The 17,246-nt window shown below is 36.9% G+C and carries 21 protein-coding genes; 14 read left to right on the top strand and 7 right to left on the bottom strand.

Annotated elements, in window-relative coordinates; genetic code table 11:
• Positions 1-146: 146 nt before the first annotated feature.
• The 3 genes from WBM70_RS05015 to WBM70_RS05005 are packed head-to-tail and all read left to right on the top strand — an operon-like array spanning position 147 to position 3,481.
• A complete protein-coding gene (locus WBM70_RS05015; protein ID WP_424557416.1) occupies positions 147-1,331 on the top strand; it encodes an aspartate aminotransferase family protein in 1,185 nt (394 codons plus the stop codon).
• Complete coding sequence (locus WBM70_RS05010) at positions 1,306-2,505, top strand: TolC family protein (RefSeq protein WP_424557415.1); 1,200 nt, start codon at positions 1,306-1,308, stop codon at positions 2,503-2,505. Before WBM70_RS05015 ends, WBM70_RS05010 begins: the two co-directional genes overlap by 26 nt.
• The gene (locus WBM70_RS05005) at positions 2,495-3,481 is read left to right on the top strand and encodes an SAM-dependent methyltransferase (protein WP_424557414.1); all 987 of its coding nucleotides are present in this window, start codon (positions 2,495-2,497) and stop codon (positions 3,479-3,481) included. The genes WBM70_RS05010 and WBM70_RS05005 overlap by 11 nt, the downstream gene beginning before the upstream one ends.
• A gap of 7 nt (positions 3,482-3,488) precedes the next feature.
• On the opposite strand, the gene WBM70_RS05000 is transcribed toward WBM70_RS05005, so the two are convergent.
• From WBM70_RS05000 to radA, 3 genes are all read right to left on the bottom strand, one after another.
• Positions 3,489-3,866, bottom strand: a complete 378-nt coding sequence (locus WBM70_RS05000) for a hypothetical protein (RefSeq protein ID WP_424557413.1) — start codon at positions 3,864-3,866, stop codon at positions 3,489-3,491.
• 93 nt (positions 3,867-3,959) lie between these two features.
• On the bottom strand, positions 3,960-4,310 hold the full coding sequence (gene acpS, locus WBM70_RS04995; protein ID WP_424557412.1) for a holo-ACP synthase: 351 nt from the start codon (positions 4,308-4,310) through the stop codon (positions 3,960-3,962).
• A gap of 16 nt (positions 4,311-4,326) precedes the next feature.
• On the bottom strand, positions 4,327-5,679 hold the full coding sequence (gene radA / locus WBM70_RS04990; RefSeq protein WP_424557411.1) for a DNA repair protein RadA: 1,353 nt from the start codon (positions 5,677-5,679) through the stop codon (positions 4,327-4,329).
• A 139-nt stretch (positions 5,680-5,818) separates the two neighbouring features.
• Between radA and WBM70_RS04985 the strand changes: the two genes are divergently transcribed.
• Complete coding sequence (locus WBM70_RS04985; protein ID WP_424557410.1) at positions 5,819-6,499, top strand: lysophospholipid acyltransferase family protein; 681 nt, start codon at positions 5,819-5,821, stop codon at positions 6,497-6,499.
• Here the strand turns inward: WBM70_RS04985 and WBM70_RS04980 are convergent, their stop codons facing one another.
• From WBM70_RS04980 to WBM70_RS04970, 3 genes are read right to left on the bottom strand one after another with little or no spacing between them, the layout of a single operon-like run.
• Positions 6,500-7,057: a hypothetical protein gene (locus WBM70_RS04980; protein ID WP_424557409.1), complete on the bottom strand. Its 558-nt coding sequence runs from the start codon at positions 7,055-7,057 to the stop codon at positions 6,500-6,502.
• A gap of 15 nt (positions 7,058-7,072) precedes the next feature.
• Positions 7,073-7,939 (bottom strand): signal recognition particle-docking protein FtsY, encoded by an 867-nt coding sequence (gene ftsY / locus WBM70_RS04975; RefSeq protein ID WP_424557408.1) that lies wholly within the window; start codon positions 7,937-7,939, stop codon positions 7,073-7,075.
• Positions 7,940-7,945: 6 nt separating this feature from the next.
• Positions 7,946-8,686, bottom strand: coding sequence for a TlpA family protein disulfide reductase (locus WBM70_RS04970; RefSeq protein WP_424557407.1), 741 nt, complete (start codon positions 8,684-8,686; stop codon positions 7,946-7,948).
• A 59-nt stretch (positions 8,687-8,745) separates the two neighbouring features.
• Here WBM70_RS04970 and WBM70_RS04965 point away from each other — a divergent pair, with 59 nt between their 5' ends.
• From WBM70_RS04965 to WBM70_RS04935, 7 genes are all read left to right on the top strand, one after another.
• Positions 8,746-9,309: a 5-formyltetrahydrofolate cyclo-ligase gene (locus WBM70_RS04965; protein WP_424557406.1), complete on the top strand. Its 564-nt coding sequence runs from the start codon at positions 8,746-8,748 to the stop codon at positions 9,307-9,309.
• A gap of 11 nt (positions 9,310-9,320) precedes the next feature.
• Positions 9,321-10,844: a ribonuclease Y gene (rny, locus tag WBM70_RS04960; protein ID WP_424557405.1), complete on the top strand. Its 1,524-nt coding sequence runs from the start codon at positions 9,321-9,323 to the stop codon at positions 10,842-10,844.
• Between the two features lie 48 nt (positions 10,845-10,892).
• The gene (locus WBM70_RS04955; protein WP_424557404.1) at positions 10,893-11,426 is read left to right on the top strand and encodes a peptidylprolyl isomerase; all 534 of its coding nucleotides are present in this window, start codon (positions 10,893-10,895) and stop codon (positions 11,424-11,426) included.
• The gene (cmoB, locus tag WBM70_RS04950) at positions 11,427-12,332 is read left to right on the top strand and encodes a tRNA 5-methoxyuridine(34)/uridine 5-oxyacetic acid(34) synthase CmoB (RefSeq protein ID WP_424557403.1); all 906 of its coding nucleotides are present in this window, start codon (positions 11,427-11,429) and stop codon (positions 12,330-12,332) included.
• 133 nt (positions 12,333-12,465) lie between these two features.
• A complete protein-coding gene (locus WBM70_RS04945) occupies positions 12,466-13,125 on the top strand; it encodes a winged helix-turn-helix domain-containing protein (protein ID WP_424557402.1) in 660 nt (219 codons plus the stop codon).
• Between the two features lie 281 nt (positions 13,126-13,406).
• The gene (locus WBM70_RS04940; protein WP_424557401.1) at positions 13,407-13,790 is read left to right on the top strand and encodes a thioesterase, FlK family; all 384 of its coding nucleotides are present in this window, start codon (positions 13,407-13,409) and stop codon (positions 13,788-13,790) included.
• A 52-nt stretch (positions 13,791-13,842) separates the two neighbouring features.
• The gene (locus WBM70_RS04935; RefSeq protein WP_424557400.1) at positions 13,843-14,025 is read left to right on the top strand and encodes a hypothetical protein; all 183 of its coding nucleotides are present in this window, start codon (positions 13,843-13,845) and stop codon (positions 14,023-14,025) included.
• 14 nt (positions 14,026-14,039) lie between these two features.
• Here the strand turns inward: WBM70_RS04935 and WBM70_RS04930 are convergent, their stop codons facing one another.
• Positions 14,040-14,645 (bottom strand): MBL fold metallo-hydrolase, encoded by a 606-nt coding sequence (locus WBM70_RS04930; protein WP_424557399.1) that lies wholly within the window; start codon positions 14,643-14,645, stop codon positions 14,040-14,042.
• Positions 14,646-14,661: 16 nt separating this feature from the next.
• On the opposite strand from WBM70_RS04930, the gene WBM70_RS04925 reads away from it, so the two are divergent.
• The 3 genes from WBM70_RS04925 to argB are packed head-to-tail and all read left to right on the top strand — an operon-like array spanning position 14,662 to position 17,245.
• Positions 14,662-15,489, top strand: a complete 828-nt coding sequence (locus WBM70_RS04925) for a ferritin-like domain-containing protein (protein WP_424557398.1) — start codon at positions 14,662-14,664, stop codon at positions 15,487-15,489.
• Positions 15,486-16,397 carry a tetraacyldisaccharide 4'-kinase gene (locus WBM70_RS04920; RefSeq protein WP_424557397.1) on the top strand — a complete coding sequence of 304 codons (912 nt, stop codon included), beginning with the start codon at positions 15,486-15,488 and terminating at the stop codon, positions 16,395-16,397. The genes WBM70_RS04925 and WBM70_RS04920 overlap by 4 nt, the downstream gene beginning before the upstream one ends.
• On the top strand, positions 16,394-17,245 hold the full coding sequence (argB, locus tag WBM70_RS04915; RefSeq protein WP_424557396.1) for an acetylglutamate kinase: 852 nt from the start codon (positions 16,394-16,396) through the stop codon (positions 17,243-17,245). Before WBM70_RS04920 ends, argB begins: the two co-directional genes overlap by 4 nt.
• Position 17,246 lies beyond the last annotated feature (1 nt).

The raw sequence follows: 17,246 nt of genomic DNA, 5'->3' as shown, positions 1-17,246 counted from the left end.
TATAATATTTATATACTTGATGTAATAGCTTAAATTAGAAATTTGAGCTATTTGGCAACAAAATGATATCGGTAACAATTAGATTTTATCATCATAAAATAACACTTCGCTATAATACTGTAAAGACTAAGATAGATGGACAAAAAATGAATTTAGAAGAACAAGATAAACATTATGTATTGCAGACCTATGCGCGTGACTATACGAATTTTGTAAATGGTGTGGGTTCTACACTTTATGATGATAAAGGAAAAGATTATATAGACTTTGCATCAGGTATAGCCGTAAATTCTATAGGACATGGAAATGAGAAGCTTGTTGCAGCGATCTGTGAACAGGCAAAAAACATGATCCATATCTCTAATTTACAGGTAATAGAACCTCAGGTAAAATTGGCAAAAAAAATGGTTGAACTGAGTGGATATGATATGGGAGTATTTTTTGCGAATTCTGGTGCAGAAGCGAATGAAGGTGCTATTAAAATAGCACGCAAATATGGAGAGACAAGGTTTGAAAAGAAACGCTATAAGGTGATTACTCTGGAACATTCATTCCATGGGCGTACAATCACGACTGTGAAAGCCACAGGGCAAGAGAGTTTTCATACGCCAAACTTTTCACCATACCCGGCTGGATTTTCTTATGAAAAATCTATAGCTGATGTCTATAAAGCCATAGATGATGAAACTGTAGCCGTACTCATAGAGTTGGTACAAGGCGAGGGTGGAGTCCAGCCTTTTGAAAAAGAAGAGATACAAAAATTGGCAGCACATCTTAAATCTGAAGGTATTTTGCTTATTGTGGATGAGGTACAAACGGGTGTGTACCGTACAGGTGAATTTTTGGCTTCTAATTTGTATGAGATCGAGCCGGATATTATCACATTGGCCAAAGGACTTGGCGGTGGAGTACCCATTGGTGCGGTGATGACAAAACATAAAGATGTTTTGGTCGCAGGTGATCATGGGAGTACTTTTGGCGGTAATTATTTGAGTACTGCTGCAGGACTAGCAGTTTTAGATGTGTTGCATCCTTTATATGATAATGGAACCATAGATGAAACCTTGGTTTATTTTTCCCAAAAACTACAAGAGTTGGTTGTGAAATATGAAAGTTTATTTGAAAAAGAAGTAGGGCTTGGATTGATGCGTGGACTTCGTGCCAAGAGTGCGGATATTCAAGCTGCTGTGATCAAAAATTGTATGAATGAAGGTGTTGTTGTATTGAAAGCGGGACGTAATACAGTCCGTTTTCTACCTAGTATTACGATCAGTAAAAATGAAATTGATGAAGGGTTTAAACGTTTTGAAAAAGCTATTTCTTCTTTGTAGTCTATTGGCATCATCTGCTTTATATGCAGATGAGTTGGGTGATATACTTTCAGATAATAAAGAGTTACTCTTTGATTATCAGTTCCAAAGTAATGAACTTGAGAGTGATATACTTTCTAAGAGTTGGATGAATCCTGTGATTTTACAATATAGTAGAGATTACTCTACTCAGATTCAGGATGTTACTAGAGAGACTGGAAGATACTCTGTCATTGTAGATCAGCCTATCTTCAGATCTGGTGGCATCTATTATGGTATCAAATATTCTCAGGCATTCCGTGATGCTAATATAGCAGAGTTAAAACTACAGAAACGTACGATGATAGGTGATGCAATCTCTATACTTTTTAACTTGAAAAAGACAAAACTTGAACAGGAAAAGTTGAAATATCAGATCAAAAACGACATCATTGATATACGCCAAAAACGTGACAGTTATGAATCAGGTTTGTTGGACAGTAGTTTCTTGGATCAAGCTATTTTAAAGAAGAGTCAGGATGAAACGGCATTACTTCAATTGGAGCTCACACTTATGGAGCTAAAACAGCGATTTGCACTTTTAAGTGATAAAGATCCAAACGCACTGCGACTTCCTAACTTAAAACTGATGAGCAAGACAAACTATAGTTCAGACAACCTGGAGCTTAAAAGAGACAGACTACGTGCAGAACAGTCAGACTACAATCAAAAGGTGACCTGGGCCAAATATCTTCCTACGGTCTCTCTTCAAGGACAATATACAGGTTTAGGTGGCGATGCTCCACTATTTCAACCCTCGGGCTTGAAAGATCAGTACTATAATTATGGGTTTAGCATTTCAATGCCATTGGACATTAACTCTTTTTCTGATATTGAAGCCAGTAAAGTTGAAAAATTAAGAGCAGCTGTAGAAGTACTTGATCGAAAAGATACGGTAGTGGAAGAGTATAACTGGATACAAAATAGTTTAGGTATCTTAGATAAAAAGATTAACTTAGCACAGAAAGATGAAAAAGTTTATAAAAGCCTTTATCGTCTAACCAAGAATCTTGCTGAGGCAGGGGAAAAGACCTCTTTCGATGCAGATATTATGAATAACTCTCTGCAGATCAGAAAGTTAGACCAAAAGATATTCAAGATCGATAAACAAATACAGTTATTGAAACTTTATGTACGGGTAGAGAATGCAATTTAGCAGCTACATGAATGAGTGGCTGTACGGTGAAGATGGGTACTATAAAAATTTTAAGGCTATAGGAAAATCAGGGGATTTTTATACGGCAGTGAGTACGAGTAGTTTCTTTGGTGCAAGTATTGCCAATTATTTCTATTCTCTTCTGAAAGAAGGGAAAGCAGATAGAAATGGTTGGCTTATAGAGATAGGTGCACACCAGGGATACTTGATATGCGATATGATACAGTGGCTCTATACATGTGATCCTACTCTAGTGAGTACACTAAAGTTTGGTATTGTGGAACGTCAACCTGAAGTACAAAAAGCACAGTTAGCTTATATACAAGAGCGTTTTGGAGATGATGTACAGATCACACATTTTAATGACATTTCAGAAGTTGAAACAGCCTATGCTTTTGTCGTGGCTAATGAGATTTTTGATGCATTCCCTTGTGAGCTTTTTAAAGATGAAAAGATCGCTGAAGTAAATGAACATAGGATAGAGTGGGTAGGTGCACCAGTAGAGATGTTGTCATGGGCTAAAAAACACTATTTAACACAAGGTGAGATAGCGGTAGGCTATGAAGATCTTGCAGAAAAGATGGCACGTGGTATAGAAAAATGTGATTTTGTCTCTTTTGATTATGGTGAGAAGTATGTGCGAAATGATTTCTCTATACGTGTCTATAGATCACATGAAACCTTTCCTCTGTTTGATGAAGCACTTACTTTATCTGAATCCTATAAACAAGATGATATTACCTATGATGTAAATTTTGGACATGTCTGTGAAGCTTTTGTAGCAGCAGGTTTTGAAGAAATGTTCTATGAGACACAAGCACGAGCTTTAATACGTTTTGGACTCATTGATATTCTTGAACTTTTTTCCAAGCAGACGACTCAGTCAAGATATGTAAGTGAAGCTGACAAGGTGAAAACACTCATTTCTCCTACTATGATGGGAGATAGGTTTAAGTTGATACATTTTAGAAAGTAGGCTACAATTACCTTGCAGCCTTAATCATTTTACATCGTTTAATGGAGGCAGCTTCACTCCCAAACATTGCAGCATACTTATCAAACTTCTCTTGTGTGATCATCGCAATACATTCTGTTTTATCCATAGTATCGGTAGGGACTTCAGATGCTTCTACAGCTGTGGCAACTTTTACTTTTTCCTTACTCGCTTTAGGGTACATGTAATCAGCATCAAAATTCGTATCATTCACATCTTTTAGTTTGATCTCTTTCTTGGGAGGAGGTGGTGGGAGATATGTTTGTTTTGCTACAGGTGCACTGTTTGTATCTTTACTTTCAACTTCAGGTTGGTCACATCCTCCTAAGAGTAAAAGGAGAGTGATGGGTATGATGGCATATTTCATATATACTCCTGTTCAATATTATAGGGCTATTGTAATATAATCTTCTGAGAATTACAATAAAATAGACCTTAAATATCAAGATAAATGAAATACTTATTGGTTAATGACGGCAACGGCAATGGCAAAACCACCATCGTGGCTAATGGAGAGTGAAGATGTTTTGATTTTATGTAGTTCTTGTGCTTTTGGCGTTAATGTAAATATCGGTGCTCCACGGGAGTCCTTGGTGATGATAATATCATGAAAAGATAATGTACTACCGATCCCGCAACCCAATGCCTTTGAGATTGCTTCCTTTGCTGCCCAAAATCCAGCAATGGATGCTGTTTTTTGCACAAGCTCTATCTCTTTTGGATGTAAAAAACGTTGTTTAAATTTATCACCAAATTGTGCCAATGATTTTTCGATTCTATCGATCTGTACAATATCTGTTCCTATTTTCATAACACTATTATAGCTACTACATCCACTCAACTACTTTAGAGACTTCATCGGCAACAAAACATTTAATGTTCGTTTTTTCAAGAGGCTTATTGGGTACAACAGCTTTTGTAAAGCCTTGCGTCTCTATCTCTTTAAGACGCTGAGTGAGGCCTAAGACCTCTCGTATTTCACCAGTAAGACTTACTTCGCCTAGAAAAAGTGTTTCTGCGCTTAGTTCTCTGTCTCTGTAGCTACTTAGTATCGCTGCGATGATGGCAAGATCTGCAGAAGGTTCGTGAATCTTGATCCCCCCTGAAACGTTGATAAACACATCATAAGTACCAAGAGGCAGGTCAAGTTTCTTTTCCAGTAGGGCTAAGAGCATCCCTAAACGATTGTTATCAAAACCGGTAGAACTTCTTTTTGCATGACCATAGGATTCTGAAACCAAGGCCTGTACCTCTACGATGATAGGCCGACTACCTTCCATAATGACAGTGAGTGCTGAACCTGATTGGAGTTTATCTTTATTAAAAAACTTTCCTGCCATACTTTTTGCATCGTTCAGACCTTCTTTATTCATCTCAAATATGCCCACTTCATTGGTCGCACCAAAACGGTTTTTAAAACCACGCAACAGGCGCAAGTCAGAGTTTGTGTCACCTTCGAAATATAAAACCGTATCTACCATGTGTTCAAGGACTCTCGGACCGGCGATAGAACCATCTTTTGTGATGTGCCCAATGATAAAGATAGGTATATGCAAAGATTTTGCTATACGCATAAGCTCAAAAGTGATCGTACGTACCTGTGTGACTGATCCAGGTGCAGAGGGGGTTTCATCAGTATAGAGTGTTTGTATGGAGTCGATGACTATCAGTTCATAATTTTCATTGTTTATCTCTGAAAGAACAGAACCAAGATTTATCTCCGGGAGTAAATAGAGGTTATCATGGTTTGCATCAAGTCTGTTTGCACGCAGTTTTATCTGTCCGGCAGACTCTTCTCCTGAGACATACAGAACTTTTTTTGCAGCTCTGGCAAGGTTCCCTGCAATTTTTAGTAAAAGTGTAGATTTACCTACACCGGGGCTACCTCCTATAAGTGTCAGGGAACCTGGTACAATACCTCCGCCCAGTACAAGGTCAAGCTCTCTGCTTCCTGAAGGAAAACGGATGATATTGTCTTCTTCTATCTGTGTAATAGGTTTTGCTTTAGACAATACAGAAGCTGAAGCACTACTGCCTGATGTTTCTTTCAAAAATTTAATTTGATCAGCACTCAGTTCGATCATGGTTTCCCATTGATCACAAGAAGTACATTTTCCCATCCATCTAGGAGATTGAAATCCACATGCTTGACATTCAAATAGTGTTTTTTTCTTAGCCACGATTCACCTTTAATACTTATATGATAGGTATTATAGATCTAAATTAAGGGTGAGGAAAAAAATATGTCAAATTGTAATGTTTTTTAGATTTTAATTCTTTTGGTTATAATATTATTATTATACTTACGAAGGATAACGATTGAAATTCAATCATATTAAACAGCTTTTTCATGCACTTTATTTAACCAATAGTTTCGGATTGAAGTTAAGAAAAGTGAAAACCCCAATGGAAAAGAAAAAGTTGCGTTTAGCTTATTCTGAAAAGCAATTATCATCACTCAATATAAGTGTTAAAGTTGAAAATCCTGAGAAGTTACCTAAAGATGGGCAATATCTTATCGTGATCAACCATAGAAGTATCATTGATCCGCCTATTGTCGAGGTATCACTTAAAGATACAAACTTATATGGTCCATGGATCTCAAAAAAAGAGCTTTATAATTCATTTTTCTTTGGACTTTTTGTTCGTAATGGAGGTTCCATACTTCTAGATAGAGAAAAAAGCCAAATGAGTGGTTTTTTTGCTGAGACAAAAGAGGCAGTAAAACGTGGTGAATCTATTTTTATCTTTCCCGAAGGTACAAGGAATAAGACAGGGAAGCCTCTCTCAACATTTAAAGAGGGCTCACGTCTTATTGCTTTAAAAAATAGATTACCTATCTTGCCTTTTTATATAAAAACGAATGCTAATGAAGTGTTGAATGCAGCTTTAAATGATAGTAAATTGGAACAGGAAGTGACCATTGTGCTGGGTGATTTGATAGATTATAAAGAGAAAACAAGTCTAGAAATACTCTATCGTCAAATGTTCTCTATTTAATTAATACTGTAAAAATGAGTGTTCTTTCTCTTTTATATAAGAGATAACTTTCTGAAGTTCTCCAGAGTTTTGGGCTGCTTTTAAAACGATTTGTGCTGTATGTCTTGTGAGAGAAGTAGTGATAATCTGAATCGTTTCATCTTGGGTACGAAGCGTAATAGTACATTTTTCTTGTGACTCTTTTGTTTTGATATCACCAAGGTTCTGATCTATGATAGCAAAGAGTGCAACATCAAAAGCAAGTTTTTTATCCATCAATAACATTAATGTTTGTTCAATAGGTGTTTTACTATTTGACGGAGCAGTTTGACTGTTCACAATAGTATTTTCATGTACTGTATCGGGCTCTTTTCCGAGGGGTTTTCTTCCTCGCATCACAAGAAGAATTAAAGAGCCTATAAAAGAAAGAATAAAACCTATCAAGACTCCGGAAAGAATACCGAGCTTCAGTGCTTTCGAAAAATCATAATTTAAACTGAAATAAACAACAGAGCCCAGAGTCACAATAAGACTTATTGGCATAAGTAAGTTAAAAAATATATGCATATAGGCTCTCATGAATCGTAATCCTTTCTAAATAAAAATTTCGTCTAAAATACTATTAATATATTCGTTTGCCTTAAACTTGATAAGGTCTTCAGGCTGTTCACCTGTACCTATATAAAAAATTGGCATTTTTAACTCATCGGCAATACTGAGAACAGAACCACCTTTGGCTGTACCATCAAGCTTGGTAATAATTATACCATCAATTCCAATCATTTCATTAAAAGCTTTTGCCTGATTGATAGAAGAGCTTCCTTGTGTACCATCAAGTACAAGCATTTTACGGTGAGGGGCACCATCAAGTGCTTTTCCTGCAATACGGATCATCTTTTTTAACTCTTCACTCAAGTTTGTTTGCGTATGCAGTCTCCCCGCTGTGTCTATAATGACATTATCAATACCTTTGGCTTTAGCAGACTCAATGGTATCGTAGACTACAGCCGAGGGATCATGTCCTTGCTGTGTAGCAATGATAGGAATATCCAGTTTTGTCGCCCATCTTGTAAGTTGTTCTATCGCAGCGGCACGGAAAGTATCTCCTGCACCCAGGATTACTTTCTTGCCCTCTTGTTGATATTTATACGCCAACTTTGAAATAGTGGTGGTCTTTCCTGCACCATTGACACCTATGATCATCTCAACGAAAGGGGTTGCATCACTCTCTTTAAGATCAGACTCATATTGAAAGATAGAGATTAGAGAGTTGAATGCTTGTATTCTATTGACCTTATTAGGCAGTGGCTCTAAAAGTCTTTCTACAAGTTCATACTGTACATCTGCCTCAAGCAAGATATCTTCAAATTCATCTTTGGGGATATCTTTTCGTTTCGTTGGTGCAACATCTTTGATGGCTTCAGTGGTCTTACCTAAAACTTTTTTAAATATATTGAACATGATCTATTACCTTGACTTTAATTGTTTTTTGGCTTGTTGTATATCGTATTCTATCATTTCTACGGGTACTGTACCTTCATAATGTGTGAAATATTCACCATCAACATACATTACAGTAAGTGGGATGGAAAAATTTTCATCTAACTGGAGTTCATTGGCCAGGAGGTTTGCAAAGGCATCGTTATCCATAGTATGGGATATAAAATAGTTTATCTGCTGTTTAGCCATGAATGTCTCCAGAGCAGGTTTGTCGATGTTGTCATGGGTAAGGATACCTGTAATAAAAAGTTCTTTTTGATGCTTTTTTTGAAGATCATTTAAATAAGCGATCTGTCCTATACAAGGTGGACACCATGTTGCAAAAAGGTTCACCATAATAATAGGCTTCTCCTTTTGAAGTAAAGTTATCTTTTGATCAGAAAGAGTGACTTGGAGACTTTCATTTTTGGTGTTGACAAACGTATATTTATTTGTTTCTTTTTTTGATACAGATATATTTGTCTCTCCCGTAGATATTTTTTCTAGAGATGTCTCTTCTTTTGGGAGATGAAGAGATGGTTCCTCTTGTTTTTTTTCTAGTTTAAATCTTTTTTCTTCTTGAACGATAGTATCCGTTTGTGGAATAACTTCAGTCGTATTCTCTATGGGAATAGGGGTAGCATCGGGTTTTTCATCTTCCCATACTATTGAAATAATGACGACAATAATAAGTGATATGAGTAAAAGCAGAGCACCTTTTTTATGCACACAGACCCTTTTGGTATAATTAGTATGGCGATTATAGCCAAAGAGCAATAAATAACAAGATGAGTGAACGGATCGATATGACAAAAGAGGGTAAAAAAAAGCAATTTAGATGTGAAAGTCTGAAACGATTAAAACAAGCTTCAGGATTCGGCAGTTATCAAAAAGACAAGAAGATATTAGAAGTTTTATATCGATATATTGACCAAAGCAATGCTAAAAATGTGATGCTTTATATACCTTTAAAAATGGAAGTGAATTTATTTCCACTCATAAAACGTTTGCGCAAAGAAAAAAGAGTGCTCTATGTGCCGTTTATGGAAGGTACAAGTTTTAGGTTGGTAAAATATAGACTTCCACTGAAGAAAAAAAAGTTTGGGATACAAGAACCCAATGATTCAAAACAATATAGAATAAAACATATAGATTTAGCTATCGTACCTATTGTAGGAGTAGATGCAACACATAGACGTGTTGGATTTGGTAAAGGTATGTATGATAGATTTTTTGAAAAACAGAGTAAATATATAAAACAAACAGTTTTTGTAGCGCGTGAATTATGTTATAGCAAAGAGATCGTAACAGACGATCACGATGTAGAAGCAGACATGATCGTTACATCCTAAAAGGATACAAAATGTTAGAGATCATCGTACCCGGTGTGGCCGGTGTAGCTACAGGTGCAGGTATATGTTACCTGTGGACCAAAAATATGGCAAAAAATAGATTTTCATATATAGAGATGGAAGCCAAAGCCAAAGCCAAAGCAATAGAGAAAGAGACAGAACTTTTACTTAAATCTACGCATGTAAAGATCAAAGAGAAAGAGTTGGAACAAGAGCGTGAATTTCAAAAGCGTGTGCTCAAGGTGGATGAACGCAACCGTGTATTGATCCTGCAAACGAAAGAATTGACTTTAAAAGAAGATGCATTCAAACTTTTGGAACAAAGAGTATTAGATAAAGAACTACACTTAGAGAATCTTGAGAATAAAAAGCAAGAAGAGATCGCCAATACTGTAGATAAAATGCAAAATATTGCTTCTTTAACAAAAGAAGAAGCAAAAGCATATATCTTAGAAAAAGTAGAAGAGCAGAGCCGTGCAGATGTTGCAGGTATCGTGCGTAAGTATGAGCAGATGGCAAAAGATGATGGTGAAAGAAAAGCCAATTATATTTTGGCACAGGCAACAACACGATATGCCGGTGAATTTGCAGGTGAACGTCTTATCAATCTTGTGAACTTACCCAGTGATGAGCATAAAGGGCGTATCATCGGTAAAGAGGGTAGAAATATCAAGACCCTTGAAATGCTCTTAGGTGTGGACATCGTGATCGATGAAACACCAGGTGTGATCCTTGTGAGCAGTTTTAATCTTTATCGAAGGGCTATTGCAACCAGGGTCATAGAGATACTGGTAGAAGATGGACGTATACATCCTGGCCGTATAGAAGAAGTACATGCTAAAGTAGAAGAAGAGTTTGAACAAAAAACCTTTGAAGAGGGTGAAAATATTTTGATAGAACTAGGTCTTTTCCCTATGCATGAAGAGCTTGTAAGGCTTTTAGGTCGTATGAAATACAGAGCCAGTTATGGACAAAATGCACTGGCGCATACCCTCGAGGTAGCGAAATTGGCACGTGTGATGGCAGCAGAAATGGGTGGAGATGAAAAACTCGCCCTTCGCGCAGGTCTATTGCATGATATTGGAAAAGCATTGACACAGGACCTGGGTGGTTCGCACGTAGATATCGGTGCAGATCTTTGTCGTAGGCATGGAGAACATCCTTCTGTGATCAATGCTATCTATGCCCATCATGGCCATGAGGAACCAGACTCTGTAGAGAGTGCTGCGGTATGTGCTGCAGATAAACTATCTGCGGCTAGACCAGGGGCTAGAAGAGAAGTACTTGAAAGCTTCACGAAACGTGTGAAAGAAGTAGAAGATATAGCATTGAGTAAAGAATATGTGAATCAAGCTTATGCTATTAATGCAGGTCGGGAGATACGTGTTTTTGTAAATGCGAATAAGATGGGTGATAATGAAGCAGTACTTTTAAGTAAGGAAATTGCAAAAGACATACAGGAAAAAGTGCAATATCCAGGGGAGATCAAAGTGAATGTGATCAGGGAAACCCGTGCTGTCAATTATGCAAAGTAAAATTTTAAAATGGTTATAATATTAAGAAATTAGTTAAAGGATATATGAATGAAGAAAATTTTAGTAGCGATACTATTTATAGGATTGGGTTTTCAAGCATATGCAAAAGATACTGTAGTGGTATTAGAAACAAATGTAGGGAAAATTGAATTGAAGATGTATCCTGAAGTGGCACCACTTGCAGTAGAAAACTTTACAACACATGTAAAAAACGGTTACTACAATGGACTTATTTTTCATAGAGTGATCAAAGGGTTTATGATCCAAGGTGGAGATCCTACAGGTACAGGTAGAGGCGGTGAGTCAATTTGGAAAAAAGATTTTAAAGATGAATTTGCACCTAATGTTGTTTTTGATAAACCATTTTTACTCGCTATGGCTAACCGTGGACCAGTAACAAACGGAAGTCAATTTTTTATTACACTTGCACCGACAGCTTGGCTAAATGGTAAACATACGATTTTTGGTGAAGTGGTCAAAGGACAGGAAGCGGTACGCAAGATAGAGAATGTATCAGTCACTAGAGGGAATAATAAGCCAATATTTGATCAAGTCATTAAAAAAGCCTATATTAAAAAATAGATGGATTTAAACACTTTACGAGATGAGCGTAAGAAGTGGCTTACGTGGAAAAATATAATTCCCTATCAAGAAGCCATTAAAACGCTTAAAACATATGAAGATGTTGAAGTGAAACTTGGGGATAGAGTTGAGGTTCAAATTCCAAACTTATCTAACGAGGATGCTCAGCAGATAGAAGAGACGGCACTTCTGATGAAGCCTTGGCGAAAAGGGCCATTCCAACTCAATAACCTGTTTATAGATTCTGAATGGCAAAGCCAGATCAAATACAATCTCCTTGAACCACACTTCGACCTTAAGGACAAGATTGTTGGAGACATAGGATGTAATAATGGTTATTATTTGTTTAGAATGTTATCACAAGAGCCTAAAAAACTTATAGGGTTTGACCCCTCTGCTATTTATTACTCACAGTTTCAATTTCTCAATCATTTTATAAAGTCTGACATTGTGTATGAACTTTTGGGTGTAGAACATGTAGAGTTTTATGAACATAAGTTTGATACACTTTTTTGTTTAGGTGTACTCTATCATAGATCTGATCCGGTTGCGATGCTAAAATCACTCTTTAAAGGACTTAATAAAGACGGTGAGCTCATTTTGGATACATTTATGATAGATGGTGAAGGTGAGATGTGCTTGACTCCTAGAGACCGTTATTCGAAAATACCAAATATCTATTTTGTACCTACTGTCAGTGCTTTAAAGAACTGGTGTTATAGGGCAGGGTTTGAAACAGTTGAAGTATTGGAAACCATGAAAACAGAATCTAATGAACAACGAAAGACAGAGTGGATAGATACACAAAGTCTTGAGGATTTTCTTGATCCCAATGATGATACCAAGACAGTTGAAGGGTATCCTGCACCTAAAAGAGTCTATATAAAAGCAATCAAATCACGTTAAACTCGCATAAAAACCTCAATATTTAAACTTACTTTTATTTTTAAATAAGGTTGATTTAGCTATAAATACGCTAATAAAAGAGAAAAGTGGACAAAATTTAAGTTTTGTCCACTTTCTCATTGAATGGAAATAAATGAGAATATTAACCGTAGGTTTCAATGACGAATACGTCAAAGAACTTGAAAAAGAATTAGATAAATACTTTATTTGTATTGTTGACAATGCAAAAGATATGTATGATGCGACCAATTTTACAGATTTTAGACACTATGAACTTGTAGTGATCGTTGATGAGGGTGTAAAGTTTTCACTTGAGCGTTACGTCAATGAAGTGAAAAAGAAAAAGAGTGAAACGAAGATCATGATACTCACAAGTAATGTGCAGGCTCAAGCTGGTTTTTTCAATTTGGGTGTAGATGATGTGATCTATCAGCATTGTGAGTATCCAGATCTTATCGCTGCACGAGTTTTGGCAAATATGAGACACCTTTTTGGTACACAAGTAAACATTGATAAGCTTGTTATTGATATTGCAAATAAAAAGATAGAGTATGATGAGAAGATCGTTTCTCTTAATGGTAAGACATTTGATATTTTGGCATACCTTGCACTTCGTAAGCAACGTGTCTTTTCAAAAGATGAGATCATCAATGCACTTTGGGAAGAACCTGAGTATGTAAGTGATAACACTGTTGAAGTGGCGATCAATCAGATTCGTAAACGTTTGAAGAGTATACTGGGGTTTCAAGTAATTCATACTGTACGCAGACGCGGGTATAAATTTTCTTATTAATTAGTTCTTCTGGAGAAAGAGCAAAGCTCCTTCTCCATTCATCTCACTAAAGCTACGCCTTTGGCGAGAATTCATTTTTTCAAATTTTCATAATTTGTAAATATTTCCTCTTATTTTAACTGCGGTATTGTTTCTCTCTTTCTTTTTTAGAAAAAGTAAGCAAAAATCGTCATTCCTCTCGAATCGCTTCGCTTGCAAGGTCGTTCGAAATGACAAAGTACACTTCGTGTGATTAATAGATTATTTTTAGCTATAATTTTAAAAATTATTTAGGATTAGTTATGCAACTCAACACCCATCTAAATATCAATACCTCACTTTGTGGAAAAGTGATAAAGCTTCAAGAAAACTCTGCAGAGGTTCTTCTTCATACCACACAGCAAATGTCTGCTGATACACAGGGTCTAGTACACGGTGGTTTTATATTTGGCGCAGCAGATTATGCCGCAATGAGTGCAGTGAATGACCCTTATGTAGTTCTCGGTGCATCAAATTCGAAATTTATAGCCCCCGTGAAGGTAGGTGATGCAGTTATCTGTAAAGCTTCGATTGTGAATATAAAAGGTAAAAAAGCTGAGGTAGAGGTAGAAGCTTTTGTGAATGAAAAGTTAGTGTTTGAAGGCAATTTTACAACGTTTGTATTACCGTCTCATGTCTTAGGCTAATAGAAGCTTATGCTATACTTCATTTTTTAAATACGATACAAGGTAAACGACAATGAAAAAATTTTTACTCTATGTTTTTTTAGCTCTGGCAATACTTACTGCTATTTTGGCTTATATTCTCTACAGTGAAGGGGCATTTGAAACATATGAACCTACAAAACAAAGTGATCTAGAACCTTTTATGAAGTGTGAAGCAGGAAAATGTGCTCCAGGAAAATGTGGTGGAAACAAATAGTATAGAGACTATGATTAAATAGTTCTCTTTACTTGGTCTATCCAAAAAGGGATGACCCTTTGTTCTGCTTTTAGGGTAGTACTCATTCCATGACCTGGATAGATCGTGTAGTCACCTTCTAAAGTAAGTGCTTTTTCCAAACTCTTTACCATATCTTCTCCACTTGAGGAAGGGAAATCCCATCTTCCTATACTCTGTTCAAAAAGAAAGTCTCCACTGAACCATACATCTTTTATCTCTATGATGCTGCATCCGGGAGTATGTCCTGGAAAGTGACGAAATTTTATCTTTACACCTTCAATATCGAGTTCCTCATCACCCACGATGATATGATCAGGTTCACTTGGAGGTGTACCTTGTTGCAGTGGATCATCTGTGAGCATAAAGACATCTCCTTTAGGGCAATAGATCGGGAGCTTCAATTTCTCTTGTAGTTCTGCATTGGACCATACATGGTCAAAGTGTCCATGTGTGTTCAGTATGGCAACAGGATTCGTGACATTGTCAAGCACCCATTGTGTTGCACCCATGCCAGGATCTATGATGAAATCTTTGCTGTCAACAGTGGCAATATAACAGTTGGTTTGGTAAGGGCCCATAGGTTGGATTTTGATTTGCATGTGATATAATTCTCCTATGAATATATATGAAGTCTTAGAGCAAGCCATTATCAGTGATGATATTCTTATTAAAGAGGATTTGACCGCTCAGTGTTTGGAGTATTGTATCCAAAATGAAATAAGGTGTGATGATGATTTTACTCCTCTGTTATTTGCAAAACCATCATATGCTTCTAAATGTCACATTGTAGATCCCAGAGAGTTACCCGCTAGAAAAGACTTTGAGAGTAAAGAGGGATTGGCTACATTGGTACATGCCATTGCCCATATAGAGTATTCCGCTATAGATCTGGCACTTGATGCGGTGTATCGTTACCCGGACATGTCTGGTGCGTATAAAGTAGATTGGCTTGAAGTAGCAGGTGATGAGATACGTCACTTTAAAATGCTCCAAAGTATATTGACAGAACTTGGATATGTGTATGGAGATTTTCCTGTACATTGTGGACTTTTTGACGCGGCAGAGCATACGGCACATAAGATCTTGGATCGTATGGCGATCATCCCGCGCTACTATGAGGCATCAGGTCTTGATGTCAGTCCTCAGATCATTAAAAAATTGGATAACAAACGTAAAAATCCTCAGGTCAAAAAACTAATAGATGCTTTACATATCATTTATGATGAAGAGATAGACCATGTACTCAAGGGTGATAAATGGTTTAAGTATCTTTGTAAAAAAGAAGGAAAAGCAGAGGGTACAGAAGAAGAGGTTTATTTTGAAATACTTGAACGGTATCATTTACTCTCAAAACACCGTCCGCATGTAAATGTTGAAGCAAGAAAAGAAGCAGGATTTTCATGTTCTGAGATAAAAAAATTAGGTGCTAAGGAGTGTTCATGAGGGTCTTTTTTGAACAGATGTTTTTTGCACCACAATGGTATCATTATCCAGTGATACTACTGCTCTTTCCACTCTCTCTACTCTATGGTATCATGATGACAGTACGAAGAATGGTCACTTCAAAAAAAGACTTTAGCATTCCTATCATTTCTGTAGGAAATCTTATAGTGGGGGGAAGCGGTAAGACACCTTTTGTTATAGCACTTGCTTCCAAACTTGAAGACGTCGTCATCATCTCACGCGGGTATGGACGAAAAAGTAAAGGTTTGATTCAGGTAAGTTCTAGGGGAGAGATACTTACAGATGTTACACAGAGTGGAGATGAGCCTATGCTGATGGCAGTGTCGTTACCTAAAGCAAGTGTCATAGTCAGTGAAGATCGAGAAATTGCCATAGCGTTAGCCAAAGAGAAAGGTGCCAAATGTATCATCTTGGATGATGGGTTTAACCGTGTTGAAATAGCTAAATTTGAAATATTACTTGAGCCAGAACGTATTTCCAATTATTTGCCTTTCCCTGCAGGTGCATTCAGAGAATTTTGGTTTAATAAAAAGTATGCAGATATTGTAGCTAAAGAGGGAGAATCTTTCACAAGACAAGTCGATTTTGAAAATCTTAGATCAAAGATGCTGCTTGTAACGGCTATTTCAAATCCAAGTAGGCTTGACACTTATCTCCCGGAAGGTATTGTACAAAAAGTCTATTTGGAGGACCATGCCTATTTTGAAGAAGAGAAATTGAAAAAACTTCTATTGGAGTATGCAGCTGAGAGTCTTCTTGTGACACAAAAAGATATTGTAAAAATGCAAGGCTTTAAGTTGCCTATCTCTCAAATGAAGTTAAAATTAGAGATTAAAGAGACCATCTTTACGCAAGTAGATGAATATATAAAGGGATATCCAAAATGAACAATAAGATCGATGTTGTAAAGACACTGCTTGAGGCTTTACCGTTTATCAAAAAATTTGCTAATGAAAAAATAGTGATCAAGTATGGTGGTTCTGCACAAACAAGTGATGAACTCAAGGAACAGTTTGCACAGGATATTGTTTTACTGCATCTTGTAGGAATGAAACCCATCATTGTACATGGTGGAGGTAAAAGCATTACAGATATGCTTGCTGACCTGGGAGTAGAAACGAAATTTGTGGACGGACAACGTGTCACGACAAAAGAAGTGATGCGTATCGTAGAAATGGTATTGAGTGGAGAGATCAACAAAGAGATCGTTTCTTTACTAGATAATCACGGATCTAAAGCCATTGGAATTTCCGGAAAAGATGGCGGTTTTTTAAAGGGGATCCCTAAAGATTTTGAAAATTTTGGTTATACGGGTCTTATCGAACATGTCAATCCTGAAATAGTCAACAATATCATTGATGATGGCGCAATACCTGTCATTGCTCCAATCGCAGGAAGCAGTACGATGGGACACCCAGGGTTTAATATCAATGCGGATCTTGCAGCAAGTAGAATCGCTGTAGCCTTGGAAGCAAGAAAGGTACTTTTTCTGACAGACACACCGGGTGTGTTAGATAAAGATATGAAACTCATTACAACTCTAAGTATAGAAAAAACCGAAGCCCTTAAAGAAGATGGAACGATACAGGGAGGTATGGTACCTAAAGTGGATGCTTGTATAGAGGCATTACGTGGCGGAGTAAAAAAAGCACACATTATCGATGGACGTGTTAAGCATTCATTGCTTCTGGAAATCTTGACAAGTTCAGGTGTAGGAACTTGTATCGAATTATAAA

The organism is Sulfurovum sp., from assembly GCF_049668085.1.
Classification (GTDB): Bacteria; Campylobacterota; Campylobacteria; order Campylobacterales; family Sulfurovaceae; genus Sulfurovum.
This window is presented reverse-complemented; position numbering and strand designations above follow the sequence as displayed.

Bases quoted from the DNA above. Each gene is read 5' to 3' on its own strand.
- WBM70_RS05015 (WP_424557416.1), top strand. From the start codon at position 147: ATGAATTTAGAAGAACAAGATAAACATTATGTATTGCAGACCTATGCG.
- WBM70_RS05005 (WP_424557414.1), top strand. From the start codon at position 2,495: ATGCAATTTAGCAGCTACATGAATGAGTGGCTGTACGGTGAAGATGGG.
- WBM70_RS05000 (WP_424557413.1), bottom strand. From the start codon at position 3,866: ATGAAATATGCCATCATACCCATCACTCTCCTTTTACTCTTAGGAGGA.
- acpS (WP_424557412.1), bottom strand. From the start codon at position 4,310: ATGAAAATAGGAACAGATATTGTACAGATCGATAGAATCGAAAAATCA.
- WBM70_RS04980 (WP_424557409.1), bottom strand. From the start codon at position 7,057: ATGAGAGCCTATATGCATATATTTTTTAACTTACTTATGCCAATAAGT.
- ftsY (WP_424557408.1), bottom strand. From the start codon at position 7,939: ATGTTCAATATATTTAAAAAAGTTTTAGGTAAGACCACTGAAGCCATC.
- WBM70_RS04965 (WP_424557406.1), top strand. From the start codon at position 8,746: ATGAGTGAACGGATCGATATGACAAAAGAGGGTAAAAAAAAGCAATTT.
- rny (WP_424557405.1), top strand. From the start codon at position 9,321: ATGTTAGAGATCATCGTACCCGGTGTGGCCGGTGTAGCTACAGGTGCA.
- WBM70_RS04955 (WP_424557404.1), top strand. From the start codon at position 10,893: ATGAAGAAAATTTTAGTAGCGATACTATTTATAGGATTGGGTTTTCAA.
- cmoB (WP_424557403.1), top strand. From the start codon at position 11,427: ATGGATTTAAACACTTTACGAGATGAGCGTAAGAAGTGGCTTACGTGG.
- WBM70_RS04945 (WP_424557402.1), top strand. From the start codon at position 12,466: ATGAGAATATTAACCGTAGGTTTCAATGACGAATACGTCAAAGAACTT.
- WBM70_RS04940 (WP_424557401.1), top strand. From the start codon at position 13,407: ATGCAACTCAACACCCATCTAAATATCAATACCTCACTTTGTGGAAAA.
- WBM70_RS04935 (WP_424557400.1), top strand. From the start codon at position 13,843: ATGAAAAAATTTTTACTCTATGTTTTTTTAGCTCTGGCAATACTTACT.
- WBM70_RS04930 (WP_424557399.1), bottom strand. From the start codon at position 14,645: ATGCAAATCAAAATCCAACCTATGGGCCCTTACCAAACCAACTGTTAT.
- WBM70_RS04925 (WP_424557398.1), top strand. From the start codon at position 14,662: ATGAATATATATGAAGTCTTAGAGCAAGCCATTATCAGTGATGATATT.
- WBM70_RS04920 (WP_424557397.1), top strand. From the start codon at position 15,486: ATGAGGGTCTTTTTTGAACAGATGTTTTTTGCACCACAATGGTATCAT.
- argB (WP_424557396.1), top strand. From the start codon at position 16,394: ATGAACAATAAGATCGATGTTGTAAAGACACTGCTTGAGGCTTTACCG.